We start from the raw sequence: 18,076 nt of genomic DNA on the forward strand, positions 1-18,076 counted from the left end.
GCCCTGTGATCCTGTAGTCGTACCGCGCGCGGTAGGCTGGCCGACCGTTGTACCGCAATCGGGTTGTCCGGTATTCCGCCGGTCAATGCCCGCAAAACACACCCATTTTGAGGTGCGTGTGGTACGGCAGAACCGGAGGACGCGCAAAGTGGCGCAGTCCACAGCGGGCCGTGACGGATCACCCTGTCGCGGCGGCGGGCCGACCGCGACAATGCCAGTTAATGGCTTTGTCGACCGGCCGTTCGTGCCGCCCGGCCCGTGTGCTCGTTCTCATGACGGGCGGTCGGTGCGCCGCCCGGACGAGCAGGTCGTAGGAGCACTAAACCGATGGGCGAGGGGTACGCATGACCGACACCGGCCAGGTCCCGGGCGAGGGACTGCCGGAGAACGCAGGCATGGTGGAGCAGCCGGGCGTCCCCGCCCCCGGCGCGTACACCTACCTCTCCGAGTCCACCGCCGAAGACGAAGACCTGCTGCTGCTGCCGGGCGCCCAGGGGGCGTGGGGCAACGAAGTGGCCCCGCCGGCCCCGGCGCCGGTCGTCGAGGCCGTCCACGAGCCCGGTCCGCACGAGACGTCGGGCCGCGACAGCGGTTCGGTCGACCTCAGCGCCGTCCGGATGTCCTCGCCCGCGCCGCAGCCGCCCGTCGCCCGTCGCCCGCTGCACCTCGGTCCGCCGACCCCGGACGGCGCGGGCAGCCCGGTGCGTTCGCTGGCCGACCGGGGGCCGGCGGGAGCACCGGCCGCCCCGTCCCCGGGACGGCAGGCCGGTCCGCCCACGTCCGGTCCCGAGTACCTCGACGTGCCGCGCGACGAGATCGCGCTGCAGGGTGCCGTGCCCTGGGGAGCCCCTGCCCAGGCCCAGGTGGAGGTCGCACCACCGGTGGCACAGGTCGCCTCCGGGGGCGTGAGTGCAGAAACGGTCTTCCCGGAGGGCGCGGAAGCGCACGCGGGCGGTCAGGCGGCCGCCGAAGCCGCGCCGCTCGCACAGACGCCCGACGCGGGCGACGGTTCGTTCGCCGGGGGCCCTGAAGGCGAGGACGCCCCCGCCGCCGCACACGAGTCCGCCGAGACGCCGGCGGCGGTGCCCATGACGGAGCAGCCGGGCGGGGTCCCGCAGCCGCAGCCGCAGGACGTCCCGGGCGCCGACCGGTTCGCCGGGTTCCCCGACGCCGCGCACGGACAGCCCGTCGTGGACGCGGCCGAGACGGCGGGCCAGGCTCCGGAGGCCGTGCAGACCCCGGAGGACGCGTACGGTCCTTCGCGGCCGGACGCCGTCCAGGACCCCGAGCAGCCGCCGGGCGGGGCCGCCGACCAGGCCGCGGACGCTGTCCACGTACCGGACGCTGTCCACGTACCGGACGCGGTGCACGTGCCGGACGCGGTCCAGGGCCCGGAAGGTGTTCAGGCCCTGGAAGGTGATCAGGCTCCGGAAGGTGTCCAGGTTCCGGCAGCGGTACTGGTGCAGGACTATGCTCAGGCCCCTCAGCTCGCCGACGGTTCGCTCTTCCCGCAGGCCCCGGACGACGGCCGGGGCGCCGAGTTCGCCCAGGCGGCCCCGGAGTTCGCGCACGTTCCGCAGCCCACCCCGTTCCCGGCCGCACCCGCCGGCGTCCGGTTCGCCCATCCGGCGGACGAGGCGGGGCAGCACGCGCCCGACGCATTCCAGGTCCCGCGGGCCGACGACGCCTCGCAGCCCGGTTTCCCGGTGCCGGACCCGCAGCCCGCGTACCCGGCGGAGCCGCAGGTCCAGGAGACGGGCGCCCCGTTCGTCGCCGGACCAGGACAGCACACAGGGGTCCAGGAGCCCCACCCGCAGCCGCATCCGGTGGAGGCCGAGCCCGTCGTCGAGGAGGCCGGCCAGCTCCAGGAGGCCGCGGAGGCCCCGCTGCTCGCGGAGCCCGCCGCCCCCGCGGAGGGCGAAGTACAGAGCGTGGGGGACCACGACGGGTCCCAGGCGGCGACGCCCGTCACGGCCGGACAGACCGAGGCACCCGCGGTGCACGCCGAGCACGCCTTCGGGGACGAGTCCCACGGCGAGGCGCCTCCGCTCCAGGACCTGCCCCTCCACGGCGAGCCGTCGCCGGACGCGCCCCTCCAGGACCTGCCGCTCCAGGAAGAGCCCTCGGCGGCCGAGCCGCCCGTCGGCCAGTTCGTACCGGTCGAGGGCACGGTCCCGGGCACACCGCACCTCGCCCCCACCCCGCCGCACGGCATGGCGGTGCCCCCTCTCCCCGACGAGCGGGCGGAGCCGGACGAGCAGCCCGAGCCGGCCGCCGCGGAGACGGTGGACCCGGCGTCCGCGCCGCCCGCCGAGCAGCCCGCCGCCGAACCGGCACCCGGTATCGCGCCCGGCATCGTGACCGCCGACGCGTCCGGCGTGGCGCCCGAGGAGCCGCCCGTCCTCGTGCTCCCCGCCCCCAGGGAGCCCGAGCCGGCCCCCGAGGCCGGGGTGACCCCCGTGTCGCAGGCACCCGTCGAGGACGACGCCGAGGACGAGAGCCCGGAACCTCTGGTCGCACAGCGGGCGGAGGACCTGGACAGCCGTAGCACCACGGCCGCAGGGCAGGAAGAGAGCACGGCCGCCGTGGCGGAGACACGAGAGTCCACCGGCCCGGCCGCGCCCGGCTACGACGACGCGGAGCGGGAGGCCGTGCTGCGCGTGATGCGTGAACGCCGCGACATCCGCAACGGCTTCCGCAGCGACCCCATCCCGCACGACGTGCTGCTGCGCGTTCTGGAGGCGGCCCACACCGCGCCGTCCGTCGGTCACTCGCAGCCCTGGGACTTCGTCGTCATCCGCTCGGCCGAGACCCGGCGCTCGATGCACGAACTGGCCGCGCGCCAGCGCGAGGCGTACGCCAAGTCGCTCCCCAAGGGCCGCGCGAAGCAGTTCAAGGAACTGAAGATCGAGGCCATCCTCGACACCCCGGTGAACATCGTCGTCACCGCCGACCCGACCCGGGGCGGTCGGCACACCCTGGGCCGCCACACCCAGCCGCAGATGGCCCCCTACTCCTCCGCGCTCGCCGTCGAGAACCTCTGGCTCGCGGCGCGCGCCGAGGGCCTGGGCGTGGGCTGGGTCAGCTTCTTCGACGAGCGGGAGATGGTCCGCGAACTCGGCCTGCCCGAGCACCTGGAGGTCGTCGCCTATCTCTGCGTCGGATACGTCGACGAGTTCCCGCAGGAGCCCGAGCTGCTGCAGGCGGGCTGGTCCAAGCGCCGCCCGCTGTCCTGGGTCGTCCACGAGGAGACGTACGGCCGCCGGGCCCTGCCGGGTGAGGAGCCGCACGACCTGCTCGCCGAGACCATCACCAACATCCGTCCGCTGGACGCCAAGGCGCTCGGTGAGGCGTGGGAGCGCCAGAAGCGCATGACCAAGCCCGCCGGGGCCCTCGGCATGCTGGAGATCATCTCCGCGCAGCTCTCCGGCCTCTCCCGGATGTGCCCGCCGCCGATCCCGGAACCGGCAGCCGTCGCGATCTTCGCGGGCGACCACGGTGTGCACGCCCAGGGCGTCACGCCGTGGCCGCAGGAGGTCACCGGCCAGATGGTGGCCAACATCCTCGGCGGCGGCGCGGTCTGCAACGCCTTCGCCACCCAGGTCGGCGCAGAGGTCTGCGTCGTCGACGTGGGCGTGGCCTCCGACCTGCCCGCGACCCCGGGTCTGCTGCCCCGCAAGGTCCGGGCGGGCACGGCCGACATGACGACCGGCCCCGCGCTGACCCGCGAGGAGGTCAGGGCGGCCGTCGAGGTGGGGATCGAGACCGCCCGCGACCTGGTGGCGGCCGGGAACAAGGCCCTGATCACGGGGGAGATGGGCATCGCCAACACCACCGCGTCGGCCGCCCTGATCTCCGTCTTCACCGGCAGCGACCCGGCCGAGGTCACGGGCCGCGGCACCGGCATCAACGACGAGACCCTGGCCCGCAAGACCGAGGTGGTACGCCGGGCCCTGGAACTCCACCAGCCGGACCCGGCCGACCCGATCGGCGTGCTGGCGGCCGTCGGCGGGCTGGAGCACGCCGCCATGGTGGGCCTCCTCCTCGGCGGCGCCTCCCTGCGCACGCCGGTCATCCTGGACGGCGTCAGCGCCGGCGCCGCCGCGCTGGTGGCCCGGGCGATCGCCCCGGAGGTCCTCGCGGCCTGCATCGCGGGCCATCGCAGCGCCGAGCCCGGCCACGTCGCCGCCCTGAACAAACTGGGCCTGCGTCCCCTGGTCGACCTGGACCTCCGGCTCGGCGAGGGCACCGGCGCCCTGCTGGCCCTCCCGGTGGTCCAGAGCGCGGCACGTGCGATGCACGAGGTCGCCACGTTCGACTCGGCGGGCGTGACCGAGAAGTAGACGACGGACCCGCACCTTCGGGGGGCCGGGGCGCGGCCCCGGTTTCGGGAAGGTGCGGGCTCGGGGAAAGAACTTCCCAGCACCCCGGCCCGCCACCACCCCGCACCCCGAAATCCGCACGTCAGGCCCGCTCCAGCGCAGCAGCGCGCCCCCGCACGCCCCGTATCACCCGCATGAGGAGCCGTACCTCCATGGCCGCACACCCCGCCTACCCCGTAGGTCTCCGCCTCTCCGGCCGCCGCGTGGTGGTCCTCGGCGGGGGCCAGGTCGCCCAGCGCCGCCTCCCTGCCCTCATCGCGGCGGGCGCGGACATCCACCTCGTGTCCCCGGCCGCCACCCCCTCGGTCGAGGCCATGGCGGACGCGGGCGAACTGAGCTGGACGAGGCGCTCGTACGAGCCGGGCGACCTCGCGGAAGCCTGGTACGTCCTCATCGCCACCTCCGACGCCGCGGCGAACACCGCTGCCTCCGCCGAGGCGGAGGCGCACCGGGTGTGGTGCGTCCGCGCGGACGACGCGGACGCGGCCACCGCCTGGACCCCGGCGACCGGGCACAGCGAGGGCGTCACGGTGGCCGTCCTGACCTCGGACCCCGAGGGCCGCGACCCCCGCCACACCGCGGCCGTCCGCGACGCGGTGGTCGAAGGGCTCCGCGACGGCACCCTCGTGGCCCCCCACTTCCGCACCCGCACACCCGGTGTCGCACTGGTCGGCGGCGGCCCCGGCGACCCGGACCTGATCACGGTCCGCGGCCGCCGTCTCCTCGCCGAGGCGGACGTGGTCATCGCCGACCGCCTCGGCCCCCGCGACCTGCTCGCCGAACTCCCGCCGCACGTCGAGGTGATCGACGCGGCGAAGATCCCGTACGGACGCTTCATGGCCCAGGAGGCCATCAACAACGCGCTCATCGAGCACGCCCAGCAGGGCAAGTCGGTGGTCCGTCTGAAGGGCGGCGACCCCTTCGTCTTCGGCCGCGGCATGGAGGAGGCCCAGGCGCTGGCCGAGGCGGGCATCTCCTGCACGGTCGTCCCGGGCATCTCCAGCTCCATCTCGGTCCCCGGCGCGGCCGGCATCCCGGTCACGCACCGCGGGGTGGCCCACGAGTTCACCGTCGTGAGCGGCCATGTGGCTCCCGACGACGAACGCTCGCTCGTCGACTGGGCGGCGCTCGCCAAGCTCCGCGGCACCCTGGTCGTCCTGATGGGCGTGGACAAGATCGGCGCCATCGCCCGTACGCTCATGGACAACGGCAAGGCGGCCAACACGCCCGTGGCACTCGTCCAGGAAGGCACGACCGCGGCGCAGCGCCGTGTCGACGCGACCCTGGCGACGGTCGCCGCGACCGTGCGCGCCGAGGAGGTGCGGCCCCCGGCGGTCATCGTCATCGGGGAGGTCGTGGCCGTGGGCACGGACGGCTCGTTCGAGACGACCGAGTGACCGGCAACCCGACATCCCCGTGACCCGATACCGGTAACGCCGGTAACCCGGGGTAACCCAACCTGTTCCCAGCCGTTGGCACCGCACCCAGGACAAGGCAGTATCGATCCGTGGCCGATCTCATCACCGTCGAGGACCCAGCCGACCCGCGCCTGCGCGACTACACGGGCCTGACCGACGTCGAGCTGCGCCGCAGGCGCGAACCCGCCGAGGGCCTGTTCATCGCCGAGGGAGAGAAGGTCATCCGGCGGGCCAAGGACGCCGGTTACGAGATGCGCTCGATGCTGCTCTCCGCCAAGTGGGTGGACGTCATGCGCGACGTCATCGACGAACTCCCGGCACCCGTGTACGCGGTCAGCCCGGACCTCGCCGAACAGGTCACCGGGTACCACGTGCACCGCGGTGCGCTCGCCTCCATGCAGCGCAAACCGCTGCCGACCCCCGACGAACTGCTGCGGACGGCCCGCCGGGTCGTCGTCATGGAGTCGGTCAACGACCACACCAACATCGGTGCGATCTTCCGCTCCGCGGCGGCCCTCGGCATGGACGCGGTGCTGCTCTCCCCGGACTGTGCGGACCCCCTGTACCGCCGTTCGGTGAAGGTCTCCATGGGCGCGGTCTTCGCGGTTCCGTACGCCCGCCTGGACTCCTGGCCCAGAAGCCTGGAGTCGGTCCGCGAGGCGGGCTTCGGCCTCCTCGCGCTCACCCCGGACGAGAAGGCCAAGACCCTCGACGAGATGGCCCCGCACCGGATGGAACGCGTCGCGCTGATGCTCGGCGCGGAGGGCGACGGCCTGTCCACCCGGGCCCTGGTGGCCGCCGACGAATGGGTCCGCATCCCGATGGCCCACGGCGTCGACTCACTGAACGTGGGAGCCGCCGCGGCGGTCGCGTTCTACGCGGTGGCAACGGGCCGCCCCCAGACCTGACGACCAGCGCCCCGAAAGGGGCGCGGTCCGCAGCGCTGACGAACGTGCGCCCCGAAAGGGGCGCGGGGAACTGCGCGACCAGCCCCGACGTACCCGCAGACGACTGACCGGCGCCCCCGGCGTCTCTACTGCTCCCCGCCCCGCGGCATCCCGCCCCGCTGGATCCCGCTCCGCGAAGACGGCGGCTCCTGCCACACAGCCCCGGGCGAGCTCACACCCTCAACCCCCCGGGCGGAGCCCACACGCTCAAGCCCTTGGGCAGGCCCCTGACACCCCTGCGCCGCCGCGATGGCCAGCGCCACCAGCAGCGTCACCACGACGAACACGAAGAGCCGCTGCCTGAGCAGCCGGGGGTTGGCCGGCCGCCGCCCGGTCCCGGTGGTCCGCGGCCCCTGCCGTCCGTTCCCGCCGCGCGGCGGACCGGTCCGGCTGCCGGACTGCCCGGTCCGGCTGCCCGGCTGACCGTTGCGGCCGGTGGACTGCCCGGTCCGGCCGGTGGTCTGCCCGGTCCGGCTGCCGGTGCCGGAGCGCGCCGAGCCACCCCGCGAGGGGGCCGGGCGCGCCCCGGAGCGCGACGAGGGGCCGTTGCCGCGCGGCGGGGGAGTGCCCTGCGTACGCCGCTGGGTGCGCTGGTCCGCGGAGCCGTCGGCCATCCGCCCGGTGGGCCGGTCGGCCTCCGCCGCACGGGGAGCGGGCGGCCGGGGGTCACCCAGTCCGTGCGCCTCCCGCGCCGCGATCTCCTTGAGCCGCAACGACAACTGCAGCGTGCTGGGACGCTCCTCGGGATCCTTCGCCAGACAGGCGCGCACGAGCGGGGCCAGCGCGTCGGGCACGCCGTGCAGCTGCGGCTCCTCGTGCACCACCCGGTAGAGCATCACCTCGGAACTGCCGTGTCCGAAGGGCGAGTCCTGCGTCGCGGCGTACGCCAGCGTGGCGCCCAGCGCGAACACGTCCGTGGCCGGGGTGACGGCGGCGCCCCGTACCTGCTCCGGCGCCAGGAAGCCGGGCGACCCCACGGCCGTTCCGACGTGCGTGAGCGTGCTGGCGCCCGTCGCCCAGGCGATGCCGAAGTCGATGATGCGCGGCCCCTTGGGGGACAGCAGGATGTTCGACGGCTTCAGGTCGCGGTGGACGACCCCGGCCTCGTGCACGGCGACGAGCCCCTCGGAGAGCGCGGCGCCGACGGACGCGACCTCGGACGCGAAGAGCGGACCCTCCTCGGTGACCTTGTCGTGCAGCGAGGGGCCGGGAACGTACTGCGTCGCGAACCAGGGCCGTTCGGCTTCCAGGTCCGCGGCGACGAGCCGCGCGGTGCACCCGCCGCGGATCCGGCGCGCGGCCGACACCTCGCGCGCGAAGCGCGACCTGAACTCCTGGTCCTCCGCGAGGTCGGGCCGGATCACCTTCAGCGCGACCCGCTGGCCACGCCGGTCCGAGCCCAGATAGACCACGCCCATCCCGCCCGCGCCGAGCCGTCGGTGAAGCCTGAACGAGCCGACGACACGCGGGTCCTCGCGCCTCAGGCGCATCATCGCCATGTCCATCCCCGCTGCCCGGTCCGTTTGACGAGCCACAGCTTACGTTTCCGCGGCCGGGCGCGCGCAGAGGCCGCGCCCTCGCGGACCGACCGATTGTCAGTGCCGGGTGGGAAACTTGAAAGGTGGTCAGGGGACGGGGGACTCCCGGGGCGTCGAGCTGCGCGGATCCTCAACCTTCCGTCGCAGAAGGGGGATTGGGCCCGTGAAGGGTGATCGCGTGGAGATAGTGGTGGACGCGGGGGACACGACCCGTACGTACGAGGTGGTGGCCAGTCGGGCGGGTCGCAGGGTGGAGACGGCGGTCCGCAGAGGAGTGGTCGAAGTGAGCGAAGTCACCCGAAGTGGATCAGTCGTCCGCACGGCCCGCTTCATGGCCACCAGGGTGCTCGCGCTCGTCGAGCAACCGGTCCCGAGGGAGGACAGCTCGGAACAGACCGGACGTCCCCTCCGGGAAACCCCTGAGACCTAGGACCTCTTCTCCACCCAGGGGAGTACTCCGCAGGTCACCGCTCATCCTCCGGGAGGCCCGGCAATAGGTACGAGGGCATGACGACCCGCAGGCCCCTCACGCCTAGATTTGTTGTCAAGCGGCGGGTGCAGCACTCGTCCCCCGAGGTCAGGCACCCGCCGCTGCAAGACGGACAGAAGCTTTCCAACAGAACGGTCAGGAGAGGGACCATGGCGGACACGGCACCGCGGACCATGATCCGCACGCAGGGACGCAAGGCGTACACCGCCGCGTTCGGCCCCAGCCGGTCCGGCCGACGCCACCCCCTGGTGGCGACGGCCATGGTCCTCCCTCTGGCCACCCTGCTCGTGGTCGTCTTCGGCGGCTGGGAAGCAGTGGTCACACAGGCGTCGTCCGTGGGCGTGATGCTGGGGCGCTGAGCGGCGCCCCAGGCCCGGAAGAGCGGTCCGGGCGGGGACATCCGGCCATGAAACCCCGTGGGGACGGGGGTGCGGCGGACGGCAAGAGATGCGGGCGCAGCTGGGGAGCTGCGCCCGCATTGCTCTGTGTGCGTACGCTCCGGGAGACCGCCGGGCCCGCCCCGGACGGATACGTACGACCCGAGGGGGACCCGAGTGACCGCCGACGTGCTGCCCGCCCTGCGCGCCAAGGTGCGGACCGCCGCTCATCCGGCGGCGCCCGACGCCTGCGTCTGCGGTACCGACACCACCGTCCTGGCCGACCGGCCCGACGGGACCGTCGTCCGGCACGGCCGCACGGTGGCGAAGGCACACGCGGCCGGCACCGACCCCGCGCACCTCGCGGCGCGCCTGGCCGTCGCCGCGCACCCCGCACTCGACGGCGTCCTCCTGCCCCCGCTCGGGCCGCCGGAGGCGGCCGGAGCCGTCGAAGCGGCCGCCCGGCCGGTCACCTACTGGCCCTACGGCACCCCCGTGGACCGTGACGACCCCGACGCCGCTCCCTGGGAGGCGGCGGCGACCCTCCTCGCCCGGCTCCACCGCACGCCGGACTCCGTCCTCCCGCCCGGCCTGCCGTCCATGCGCGGTCCGGCGAAGGCGGCCCGCGCCGTCGCACGTCTGCGGGCGGCAGGCCCCCACCCGGCGGCCGGGCCGGTCCTGCGCGCCTGGTCCGTCCTGCCCGCCTGGGCGCGGGACGAGGCGCCGATGCCGGGCACCCGGACGCTGTGCCACGGCGACTTCCACCTGGGCCAGCTGGTACGGGCGGCGGCCGGTGACTGGCTGCTCATCGACATCGACGACCTGGGCCGGGGGAGCCCCGCCTGGGACCTGGCCCGGCCCGCGGCCTGGTTCGCCTGCGGTCTCCTGGCGCCCGAGGAGTGGACCCGCTTCCTCACCGCGTACCGCGGGGCCGGCGGTCCGGCCGTCCCCGCGGACAGCGACCCGTGGCCGGCCCTGGACGTGCCCGCCCGCGCCCTCACCGCGCAGACCGCGGCCCTGGCGATCGCCAAGTCGGTCGCGCAGGAGCGCCCGTTGGACGAGGTCGAGGTGTCCGTGATCGACGCGTGTGACCGAATGGCCGCTCATGCGCCCGAGTTGGCGGGAAGATGCGCGACGTAGGGTGCAACCGACGGAAGCGGGGCAGAGTCTGTCCTGGTGGAAGCAGTACCGACGGGCGAGGAGTTGAGCCGAGCATGCAGTGTCCGAAGTGCCACGCACCGATGCACACGTACAACCGCAACGGTGTCCAGATCGAGCAGTGCAGTGGTTGCCGCGGGATCTTCCTCGACTACGGCGAACTGGAGTCCCTGACCCGGCTCGAGAGCCAGTGGTCGCAGCCCGCCCCGCCGCCCCCGGGCGGCCCGCAGGCATACCCGTCCGCACCCGCACCCGCCTGGGGCGCTCCGCAGCACGGTGGTCACGGCGGTCACGGTGGTCACGGTGGTCACGGCGGTCACTACGGTCACCAGCGTCAGAAGGGCTTCGGCCACATGCTCTTCTCCTCCTGACCGCACGGTCCCGAGGAACGACGAAGCCCCCGACCGTACGAGACGGCCGGGGGCTTCGGCTGGTGCGCGATACTGGGATTGAACCAGTGACCTCTTCCGTGTCAGGGAAGCGCTCTCCCGCTGAGCTAATCGCGCGGGTGGACCTGCTGGTGGTGCGTACCTGACGGCACCGGTGGTGCGTACTGCGTGCGCGATACTGGGATTGAACCAGTGACCTCTTCCGTGTCAGGGAAGCGCTCTCCCGCTGAGCTAATCGCGCGGGACAGGACCGTGCCGATCGTACCGGCGGATCCAGTGGACGATACTGGGATTGAACCAGTGACCTCTTCCGTGTCAGGGAAGCGCTCTCCCGCTGAGCTAATCGTCCTTGGAGGTGGAGACGGGATTTGAACCCGTGTAGACGGCTTTGCAGGCCGTTGCCTCGCCTCTCGGCCACTCCACCAGGAGCGCGGGGGTCGGGACGATCCCCACTTCCTGCGAGCGGACGACCAGGTTCGAACTGGCGACCTCAACCTTGGCAAGGTTGCGCTCTACCAACTGAGCTACGTCCGCTTGTCGTTTCCGGCCCGCTCTCACGACCCGGCGACGTGTTGAACTCTAGCGGATACCGGGGCCAGCACAAAAACGCGTTTGCGCAGCGTGCTGCGTTACGCCCGCTCCAGGACACGGTCGGGGCACCCGCAGGTCACCCACCATAGACTCATCACCGTGCAGGACCTCCCAGCTCTCGCCCGCTTCGGCGGTCTCGTCGCGACCGGCCTCCGCGACGTCACCGACGACCCCGCGGCCCTGGACTCCCGGGGCTTCTGGGCCGTCAGTGCCGACTTCGAGGGGCGGGTGGTCTGCGCCCGTTTCGCGGACGTACGGCCCGAAACCGTCCCCGCGCCGGTGCCGGGGGCGTGGCGGGGTCCCTCGGCCGGCGACTGGACGTCCTCGCTCGACCGCGCCGGGTACCTGGCGGGTGTCCGCCGGATACGTGAGCACATCGCGGCCGGCGAGGTGTACCAGGCGAACCTCTGCCGCGTCCTGTCGGCGCCCCTCGCCCCCGACGCCGACGTGGACGCGCTGACCGCCCTGCTGGCCCGCGGCAACCCGGCCCCCTATGCCGGAACGATTCGCCTGCCCGGTCACGGGGTGGAGATCGCCACCGCCTCCCCGGAGCTCTTCCTGCGCCGCGACGGCCGTACCGTCGAGTCGGGTCCGATCAAGGGCACCGGACGCACCGAGGCCGACCTGCTCGACAAGGACCACGCCGAGAACGTGATGATCGTGGACCTGGTGCGCAACGACCTGGGCCGGGTGTGCGCCACCGGCACCGTGACCGTGCCCGACCTGTGCGTCGTCGAGAAGCACCCGGGTCTCGTCCACCTCGTCTCCACCGTCCGCGGTGAACTGCGCCACGGCGTGGGCTGGCCGGAGCTGCTCGGCGCGACCTTCCCGCCCGGCTCCGTCACCGGCGCCCCCAAGTCCAGGGCCCTGCGGATCATCGACGCCCTGGAGACCGCGCCCCGGGGACCGTACTGCGGCGGCATCGGCTGGGTCGACGCCGACCGCGGCACCGGAGAGCTCGCCGTCGGCATCCGCACCTTCTGGTCCGATCGGACCGAGGGAGTGCTGCGCTTCGGCTCCGGCGCGGGCATCACCTGGGGGTCGGACCCCCTGCGCGAGTGGGAGGAGACCGAGCTGAAGGCGGCCCGGCTGCTCGCTGTAGCGTCGGGGGAGTACCCAGGGGCGTACGACACGGGTGGGGGGACCCCGGCGGACGCTCCCGGGACCCCCGGCCGGGAGAACACGACAGGCCGGGACAGCACGTCCGGCCGGGAACCCGGCACGTTCTCATGAGGTGAGGTTCAGTGAAGATCTGGCTCGACGGCGGACTGCAGGACAGCGGGTCGGCCCGTGTCTCCGTCCTCGACCACGGGCTGACCGTGGGCGACGGCGTCTTCGAGACCGTGAAGGCGGTCTCCGGCCGTCCGTTCGCGCTCACCCGTCATCTGGACCGGCTGGCGCGCTCGGCCGCCGGTCTCGGACTGCCCGAGCCCGACCGCGACGAGGTGCGCGAGGCGTGCGCGGCCGTCCTGGCGGCCGACCCGATGCCGCTCGGCCGCCTGCGCATCACGTACACCGGTGGCCTGGGACCGCTCGGCTCGGACCGCGGGGAACACGGGCCGACCCTGCTCGTGGCACTGGGGGAGACCGGCCGCCGCCCCGACTCCACCGCCGTGATCACCCTGCCGTGGACCCGCAACGAGCGCGGCGCGCTGACGGGCCTCAAGACCACGTCGTACGCCGAGAACGTCGTCGCCCTCGCCCGCGCGCGCGAACGGGGCGGATCCGAGGCCCTGTTCGCCAACACCGTCGGGCGGCTCTGCGAGGGCACGGGCTCCAACGTCTTCGTCGTCCTGGACGGTGAGATCCACACCCCGCCCGTCGCCTCCGGGTGCCTCGCGGGCATCACGCGTGCCCTCACCGTCGAGTGGACCGGCGCCAGGGAGACCGACCTCCCGTTCGACGTCCTGGAACGCGCCGAGGAGGTCTTCCTGACCTCGACGCTGCGTGACGTACAGGCCGTGCACCGCGTCGACGGCCGTGAACTCGCCGGGGCGCCGGGCCCGGTGACGGCGAAGGCCATGCGGATCTTCGACGAGCGGGCGGGCGACGACCTCGATCCCTGAGACGGCTCGTGCGGGGCCGGGCCCGCCCGTCGCACCGCACGCGTCGGGCCGTCGGCCGGACCGGATGGCGCGAACCCGTCCGGGCGGGTACAACACCCCTGATGACCACCACACTGCGGCCGACCGAGCCGCTTCAGCGCGCCTCTGACGGGGCGCTGTCACGCCACTACACGGTGTGCGTGAACAGCCGCCCCGTGGGCGTCGTCCACCTCGCCACCCACCCCGACTTCGGGACGTCCGTCGCCCGGATCCGTGACCTCGGCATCGAGGAGCCGGACCGCGGGCGTGGCCGGGGCACCGTGGCCGCGCTCGCCGCGGAGGAGGTGGCACGCGGCTGGGGCTGCCGGCGGATCGAGGTGTCGGTACCCGCCGACGCGGCGGCGGCCCTGCGCCTGACGACGGCCCTCGGCTACGTGGTGCGCAACCGCACCATGCAGAAGCGGCTCGGCGACACCGCGCCCGGACTGCCCGCCGGCAGCCGGGCGCGGCCGATGACGCAGGACGAGTTCCAGGCGTGGGCGGCGCGGTCCAAGGAGGACTACGCCCAGCAGTGGATCGCCCGGGGGGTGCCCGAGGCCGAGGCCCGCGCCAAGTCCGAGCGGGACCACATCACGTCGCTGCCGGACGGATCCGCCGGCGAGGGTACGGAGTTCAGTGTCCTGGAGCACGAGGGGACACCGGTGGGCATGCTGTGGCTGGGGACCCGCGACGGCTGGGCCTTCGTCCACAAGGTCGAGTCCGGCGAGAGCTTCCGGGGCAGGGGACACGGCCGTTCGCTGATGCTGTTCGCGGAGGCGCGGGCGGCCGCCGCAGGCCGCCCCGGTGTCCGCCTGAACGTCTTCGCCGGCAACGCCCCGGCCGAGCGGCTGTACGAGTCACTCGGCTACGAGACGATCACGTACCACCTCTACAAGGACCTGCTGTAGGAGCGGACGACCTGCCGCGCGGGCCTGCCGCCGGACGCGGCGGGCCCGCTTCGAGGTCCGCGCTGCGAAGCCCGCTGTGGGGGCCGGACCGGCCCCGGCGACCGCCTGCCGCCGGGGGAGGGGACCTCGTGGGTGTCGTCAGGCTTCCTGCGCGGCCAGCAGCCGGTCCACGATCTCCTCCACGCGCTCGCGCAGCCCTTCCTGACTCTTGCCGCCGTCGAGGCGCTCACCGTCGATGACGTACGTCGGTGTGCCGGTCACGCCGATCGCCTTGCCCTCGGCCTGGTCGGCGTCGACGATCAGGATGTGCCGGCCGTCGATGAGCGCCGTGTCGAACTCCTCCACGTCGAGGCCGAGTTCGCGGGCCACGTCGAGGAGGAGCGCCTCACCCTCGCGGTCCAGCTCCGGTACGCGCTCCAGCACCGCCTCGACGTACGGCCACGCCGTGCCCTGTTCCGCGGCCTCCTCGGCGGCCTGCGCGGCGGCGAACGCGTGCCGGTGCTTCTCGAGCGGGAAGTGCCGCAGCCGCAGTTCCAGCCGGTCGCCGTAGCGGGCGCGCAGTGCGCGCAGGTCGTCGAGGGCGCTTCGGCAGTCCGGGCACTGCAGTTCGCACCAGACGTCCAGGACGGGGACGGCGGGGCGGACGGGGGAGGAGTCGCTCATGGGACCAGTCTCCCAGCCGGGGCCCTCGCGGCCCAACCGGGACCTCGGGGCGACCGGGTGGGACCGGCACCTCAGGAGGACCCGACCCGGATATGTCCCTGAGGTCTCCCCGGACCATGGCATATCGGGCGGGGAGCGGTGCAGGATGGAAGGGACGAAGTGCCCCTGCCCGACCCCGCTCGCCCCGCCTGGAGGACCGGATGATTGCCGAGACCGTCTGTTCCGCCGTCGCCGCGGCGGGGCTGGGCATCGCCGCGGTCACCGCGTACCGCAAGCGGTTCCTCGCGGCGGCCCGCCTGGCGGCGTACGCGCTGGTGCCGCTCGGCCTGGTGCTGACCGGGGCCGTCGAATGGGTGGCGGAGACCGCCTTCAGCCCGACCGCCTGGGCCGGCTTCGGCGTGCTGGGGGCGGCCTGGCTGCTGTTCATGACCACGCGCGCCGTGGAGCGGCGTACGGGCGGGACCCGCAAGGAGCGCAGGGCGGCCCGGGCCGCGCAGCGCGAGGCGGTGGCCCCGGCGGCTTCGGCGCCCTCGCTGGGCCCGGCCGCCGCACGCCCGGCGGGCCGCTCCGAGGCCAAGCCCCGCAAGGCGGGTCCGGCGGACGACTTCAGCGACATCGAGGCGATCCTCAAGAAGCACGGAATATGAGGAAACAGCGGCACGCCTCATCTTCCTGAGGATCTTTCCGAGGCCGGTCGCCGCGCCGGACGAGGACGGGCGCCCTCCCAGCGGGCCGGTGTATCCCAGATGTTGGAACGCTGTGTCACGGATTCCGGCTAACTCCCCCACAATCCGGGCGTGTTGATCGCGTCGGGAGTCCCGGCTGGGTCATCATCGCCGCGTAATGCTGGATACAACCCAGAGCGACAACGCGGCTCCTCCCGAGGAGCGGCGGGGTTGTCTCTTCGCGCTTTCCCAGCCACCGCTGATGATCTTCCTTGCGGTGATCGGCTGTCTGCTGCTCATGGCTTCGCTGCACGATCTGCTGCTGCTCTGAGCCGTACGCGGAGTCCCTGGCGCCACCCGCCGAGGACTCCGTCAGCCCGCCGCTTCCTTGCGCCGTGCCCGGTACGCCGCCACGTGGAGGCGGTTTCCGCAGGTGCGGCTGTCGCAGTAGCGACGGGAGCGGTTGCGGGAGAGGTCGACGAAGGCGCGTCGGCAGTCCGGTGCCTCACAGCGGCGCAGCCGCTCCTCCTCCCCGGCCACCACGAAGAAGGCCAGCGCCATGCCGCAGTCCGCGGCGAGGTGGTCGGCGACGGACGCGCCGGGCGCGAAGTAGTGCACGTGCCAGTCGTAACCGTCGTGGTTCGTGAGGCGCGGCGTGGTGCCCGCGGCGGCGACCAGCTCGTTGATGAGCGCTGCGGCGGTCCGGGCGTCGGGCGCCGCGAAGACCGCGGCGAACCGCCCTCGGATCCTTCGCACCGCCGAGAGATCCAGTTCGGACAAGGTCCCGACATCGCTCATGTCGTGCCTTCGTACGAAGTCGAGCAGCGCCGCAAGGTTCGCGAGTCCGTCCGTGGTGTCGTCCTCCGGTGCGGTGTTCACCAGATCGACCACGGTGTCTAGGGCGCACCGGGTGTCGTGGGTGATCAGCACGTTTCGCTCCCTGGCCTGGGGGTCGGGCGGACGCCCGCCGATGCAGGCCGATGCTAGCGGCTCCACGCCGGACCGTCCGGATCCGCCCAGGCCCCTCCCGCCGCGCAGGGGCGCGGGGAACGGCGCGCTCAGCGGTCGACGACGGTCACGTGCGGCCGAGGGTCACCCTCGCTCACCCAGGGGCGCGGGGAACGGCGCGCTCGGCGGACAACGATGGTCACCTGCCGACGATGGTCACCCCCGCCTACCGAGGGGCGCGGGGAACGGCGCACCCACTCCCACCCCAAACCGCCGGAGGCACACGCACGGGCGCCGCCCCCACCTGGCCGGCGGGGACGGCGCCCGTGTGCTCCCTATGCAGTTGTCTGAGCCCGAGCCGTCTCCCCGAGTGGACGGCGCCGGGCGGCTTGGTGCGGAGTCCCGTCCTAGCTTTCGGCCAGGATGTGTGAGAGCTCCGTATCGAGATCGAAGTGCCGGTGTTCCGTGCCGGGGGGCACGGCGGCGTCGGTTCGCTTGAGGAAGGACTCCAGGGCCCGCGCCGGGGCCTCGAGCAGGGCTTCGCCCTCCGGAGAGCTCAGGGCGATGCACACGACGCCCTGACCGTGACTGCGGGACGGCCAGACTCGGACGTCGCCGGTACCGGTGGGCCGGTGCAGGCCCTCGGCGAGAAGGTCGCGGGCGAACACCCACTCGACAGTCTCCTCGGCTCCGGTGTGGAAGGTGGCGTGCACGGCGTAGGGATCGGCCGTGTCATACCGCAGTCCTGCGGGAACAGGCAGTGAGGACTCGCTCGACACAACGAGGCGCAGGTGCAGCTCGCAGCTGACCGTGGTGTTCATAAGCGCCAGGGCCTTTCGCTCAGTGTGCGCTCGGGGATTCGCACGTCGGCGAAATCGACATGCCACCTACGGTGTCGTTGTAAACCCCTCTGAGTGTTTTGCGTGTCTTTAGGTACCTCATCCGGCCGAGTCCCCGTTCGCGTCTTACGACCATTCCGGTGACCGGATTCCGTCCGGTAGGGTTTGGCCGTATGAATACGGGGAGTGACCGAGCGCGGGAGGTCGCCGTGGCGACCGACGAGACGAAGAGCGAGCAGGCGCTCGGATCCCGTGCGCCGCAATTCATCAAGGCACGCCGCGTACTGCACCTCAGCTGGCAGGTGGGCGTGTTCATCGTGGGCCTCGCGGTTGTCGTGGCCGGCGTGATCATGCTGCCGCTGCCCGGACCGGGCTGGCTGGTGATCTTCGGCGGTATGGCGATCTGGGCGACCGAGTTCGTCTGGGCGCAGCTCGTGCTCCGCTGGACGAAACGCAAAGTCACCGAGGCGACACAGCGGGCGCTCGACCCGAAGGTCCGGCGCCGCAACATCATCCTGACGACCGTCGGGCTGGTGATCATCGCCGTGCTGGTCGGGGTGTACGTCTGGAAGTTCGGCATCGAGATGCCGTGGAACATCAAGGAGTAGGGGCGCTCCGGGTGTCCTTGGGTGGGTCGGGGCGGGTCGGAAGCATGCCCTGACATGGGGTAATCTACTTT

Annotated in this window: 17 protein-coding genes and 5 tRNA genes; 13 read left to right on the forward strand and 9 right to left on the reverse strand. The window is 73.1% G+C overall.

All coding sequences use genetic code 11. The annotated features are described in order from the left end of the window. Window positions 1-344: 344 nt before the first annotated feature. The 3 genes from cobT (at window position 345) to ACFYXC_RS26410 (ending at window position 6,708) form a co-directional block, all read left to right on the forward strand. A complete protein-coding gene (gene cobT / locus ACFYXC_RS26400) occupies window positions 345-4,343 on the forward strand; it encodes a nicotinate-nucleotide--dimethylbenzimidazole phosphoribosyltransferase (RefSeq protein WP_389554300.1) in 3,999 nt (1,332 codons plus the stop codon). A 191-nt stretch (window positions 4,344-4,534) separates the two neighbouring features. Further along, window positions 4,535-5,779: a uroporphyrinogen-III C-methyltransferase gene (gene cobA / locus ACFYXC_RS26405; RefSeq protein ID WP_389554301.1), complete on the forward strand. Its 1,245-nt coding sequence runs from the start codon at window positions 4,535-4,537 to the stop codon at window positions 5,777-5,779. A 110-nt stretch (window positions 5,780-5,889) separates the two neighbouring features. Beyond that, on the forward strand, window positions 5,890-6,708 hold the full coding sequence (locus ACFYXC_RS26410) for a TrmH family RNA methyltransferase (RefSeq protein WP_388918110.1): 819 nt from the start codon (window positions 5,890-5,892) through the stop codon (window positions 6,706-6,708). Between the two features lie 125 nt (window positions 6,709-6,833). Here ACFYXC_RS26410 and ACFYXC_RS26415 read toward each other — a convergent pair whose 3' ends face one another. Next, window positions 6,834-8,252: a protein kinase gene (locus ACFYXC_RS26415; protein WP_389554412.1), complete on the reverse strand. Its 1,419-nt coding sequence runs from the start codon at window positions 8,250-8,252 to the stop codon at window positions 6,834-6,836. Window positions 8,253-8,448: 196 nt separating this feature from the next. On the opposite strand from ACFYXC_RS26415, the gene ACFYXC_RS26420 reads away from it, so the two are divergent. From ACFYXC_RS26420 to ACFYXC_RS26435, 4 genes are all read left to right on the forward strand, one after another. Next, window positions 8,449-8,715, forward strand: coding sequence for a hypothetical protein (locus ACFYXC_RS26420; protein WP_055511046.1), 267 nt, complete (start codon window positions 8,449-8,451; stop codon window positions 8,713-8,715). 209 nt (window positions 8,716-8,924) lie between these two features. After that, window positions 8,925-9,134, forward strand: coding sequence for a hypothetical protein (locus ACFYXC_RS26425; RefSeq protein WP_388918113.1), 210 nt, complete (start codon window positions 8,925-8,927; stop codon window positions 9,132-9,134). Window positions 9,135-9,329: 195 nt separating this feature from the next. Continuing rightward, the gene (locus ACFYXC_RS26430; protein ID WP_389554302.1) at window positions 9,330-10,292 is read left to right on the forward strand and encodes a phosphotransferase; all 963 of its coding nucleotides are present in this window, start codon (window positions 9,330-9,332) and stop codon (window positions 10,290-10,292) included. A gap of 74 nt (window positions 10,293-10,366) precedes the next feature. Then, window positions 10,367-10,681, forward strand: coding sequence for a zf-TFIIB domain-containing protein (locus ACFYXC_RS26435; protein WP_389554303.1), 315 nt, complete (start codon window positions 10,367-10,369; stop codon window positions 10,679-10,681). A 60-nt stretch (window positions 10,682-10,741) separates the two neighbouring features. On the opposite strand, the gene ACFYXC_RS26440 is transcribed toward ACFYXC_RS26435, so the two are convergent. From ACFYXC_RS26440 to ACFYXC_RS26460, 5 genes are all read right to left on the reverse strand, one after another. Further along, window positions 10,742-10,816: transfer RNA gene (locus tag ACFYXC_RS26440), tRNA-Val, on the reverse strand. Window positions 10,817-10,868: 52 nt separating this feature from the next. Next, window positions 10,869-10,940: transfer RNA gene (locus tag ACFYXC_RS26445), tRNA-Val, on the reverse strand. A 36-nt stretch (window positions 10,941-10,976) separates the two neighbouring features. Beyond that, window positions 10,977-11,048: transfer RNA gene (locus tag ACFYXC_RS26450), tRNA-Val, on the reverse strand. A 1-nt stretch (window position 11,049) separates the two neighbouring features. Continuing rightward, a tRNA-Cys gene (locus ACFYXC_RS26455) sits at window positions 11,050-11,123 on the reverse strand. 37 nt (window positions 11,124-11,160) lie between these two features. Then, window positions 11,161-11,233: transfer RNA gene (locus ACFYXC_RS26460), tRNA-Gly, on the reverse strand. A 156-nt stretch (window positions 11,234-11,389) separates the two neighbouring features. Between ACFYXC_RS26460 and ACFYXC_RS26465 the strand changes: the two genes are divergently transcribed. The 3 genes from ACFYXC_RS26465 to ACFYXC_RS26475 all read left to right on the forward strand — a co-directional run bounded on the left by ACFYXC_RS26465 (window position 11,390) and on the right by ACFYXC_RS26475 (window position 14,282). After that, window positions 11,390-12,523, forward strand: coding sequence for a chorismate-binding protein (locus ACFYXC_RS26465; RefSeq protein WP_389554304.1), 1,134 nt, complete (start codon window positions 11,390-11,392; stop codon window positions 12,521-12,523). Between the two features lie 11 nt (window positions 12,524-12,534). Continuing rightward, window positions 12,535-13,356: an aminotransferase class IV gene (locus ACFYXC_RS26470; RefSeq protein ID WP_389554305.1), complete on the forward strand. Its 822-nt coding sequence runs from the start codon at window positions 12,535-12,537 to the stop codon at window positions 13,354-13,356. A gap of 101 nt (window positions 13,357-13,457) precedes the next feature. Beyond that, window positions 13,458-14,282, forward strand: a complete 825-nt coding sequence (locus ACFYXC_RS26475) for a GNAT family N-acetyltransferase (protein ID WP_388918128.1) — start codon at window positions 13,458-13,460, stop codon at window positions 14,280-14,282. Window positions 14,283-14,420: 138 nt separating this feature from the next. Here the strand turns inward: ACFYXC_RS26475 and ACFYXC_RS26480 are convergent, their stop codons facing one another. Next, the gene (locus ACFYXC_RS26480; protein WP_388918131.1) at window positions 14,421-14,945 is read right to left on the reverse strand and encodes a DsbA family protein; all 525 of its coding nucleotides are present in this window, start codon (window positions 14,943-14,945) and stop codon (window positions 14,421-14,423) included. A 200-nt stretch (window positions 14,946-15,145) separates the two neighbouring features. On the opposite strand from ACFYXC_RS26480, the gene ACFYXC_RS26485 reads away from it, so the two are divergent. Together ACFYXC_RS26485 and ACFYXC_RS26490 are read left to right on the forward strand one after the other, a co-directional pair. After that, window positions 15,146-15,592 carry a hypothetical protein gene (locus tag ACFYXC_RS26485; RefSeq protein WP_389554306.1) on the forward strand — a complete coding sequence of 149 codons (447 nt, stop codon included), beginning with the start codon at window positions 15,146-15,148 and terminating at the stop codon, window positions 15,590-15,592. Window positions 15,593-15,788: 196 nt separating this feature from the next. Beyond that, a complete protein-coding gene (locus ACFYXC_RS26490; RefSeq protein ID WP_389554307.1) occupies window positions 15,789-15,941 on the forward strand; it encodes a hypothetical protein in 153 nt (50 codons plus the stop codon). Between the two features lie 41 nt (window positions 15,942-15,982). Here the strand turns inward: ACFYXC_RS26490 and ACFYXC_RS26495 are convergent, their stop codons facing one another. Next, the gene (locus ACFYXC_RS26495; protein WP_388918136.1) at window positions 15,983-16,540 is read right to left on the reverse strand and encodes a CGNR zinc finger domain-containing protein; all 558 of its coding nucleotides are present in this window, start codon (window positions 16,538-16,540) and stop codon (window positions 15,983-15,985) included. 425 nt (window positions 16,541-16,965) lie between these two features. Continuing rightward, window positions 16,966-17,379 carry an SsgA family sporulation/cell division regulator gene (locus ACFYXC_RS26500; protein WP_003959770.1) on the reverse strand — a complete coding sequence of 138 codons (414 nt, stop codon included), beginning with the start codon at window positions 17,377-17,379 and terminating at the stop codon, window positions 16,966-16,968. A 191-nt stretch (window positions 17,380-17,570) separates the two neighbouring features. Between ACFYXC_RS26500 and ACFYXC_RS26505 the strand changes: the two genes are divergently transcribed. Next, the gene (locus tag ACFYXC_RS26505; protein WP_388918139.1) at window positions 17,571-18,005 is read left to right on the forward strand and encodes a TIGR02611 family protein; all 435 of its coding nucleotides are present in this window, start codon (window positions 17,571-17,573) and stop codon (window positions 18,003-18,005) included. Window positions 18,006-18,076: the final 71 nt, after the last annotated feature.

The organism is Streptomyces sp. NPDC002701, from assembly GCF_042889045.1.
In the GTDB taxonomy this organism is placed as follows: domain Bacteria; phylum Actinomycetota; class Actinomycetes; order Streptomycetales; family Streptomycetaceae; genus Streptomyces.

Excerpts from the sequence above, each read along its gene's own strand:
- cobT (WP_389554300.1), top strand. The coding sequence starts at position 345 with ATGACCGACACCGGCCAGGTCCCGGGCGAGGGACTGCCGGAGAACGCA.
- cobA (WP_389554301.1), top strand. The coding sequence starts at position 4,535 with ATGGCCGCACACCCCGCCTACCCCGTAGGTCTCCGCCTCTCCGGCCGC.
- ACFYXC_RS26415 (WP_389554412.1), bottom strand. The coding sequence starts at position 8,252 with ATGGACATGGCGATGATGCGCCTGAGGCGCGAGGACCCGCGTGTCGTC.
- ACFYXC_RS26425 (WP_388918113.1), top strand. The coding sequence starts at position 8,925 with ATGGCGGACACGGCACCGCGGACCATGATCCGCACGCAGGGACGCAAG.
- ACFYXC_RS26435 (WP_389554303.1), top strand. The coding sequence starts at position 10,367 with ATGCAGTGTCCGAAGTGCCACGCACCGATGCACACGTACAACCGCAAC.
- ACFYXC_RS26475 (WP_388918128.1), top strand. The coding sequence starts at position 13,458 with ATGACCACCACACTGCGGCCGACCGAGCCGCTTCAGCGCGCCTCTGAC.
- ACFYXC_RS26480 (WP_388918131.1), bottom strand. The coding sequence starts at position 14,945 with ATGAGCGACTCCTCCCCCGTCCGCCCCGCCGTCCCCGTCCTGGACGTC.
- ACFYXC_RS26485 (WP_389554306.1), top strand. The coding sequence starts at position 15,146 with ATGATTGCCGAGACCGTCTGTTCCGCCGTCGCCGCGGCGGGGCTGGGC.
- ACFYXC_RS26490 (WP_389554307.1), top strand. The coding sequence starts at position 15,789 with ATGCTGGATACAACCCAGAGCGACAACGCGGCTCCTCCCGAGGAGCGG.
- ACFYXC_RS26500 (WP_003959770.1), bottom strand. The coding sequence starts at position 17,379 with ATGAACACCACGGTCAGCTGCGAGCTGCACCTGCGCCTCGTTGTGTCG.
- ACFYXC_RS26505 (WP_388918139.1), top strand. The coding sequence starts at position 17,571 with ATGAATACGGGGAGTGACCGAGCGCGGGAGGTCGCCGTGGCGACCGAC.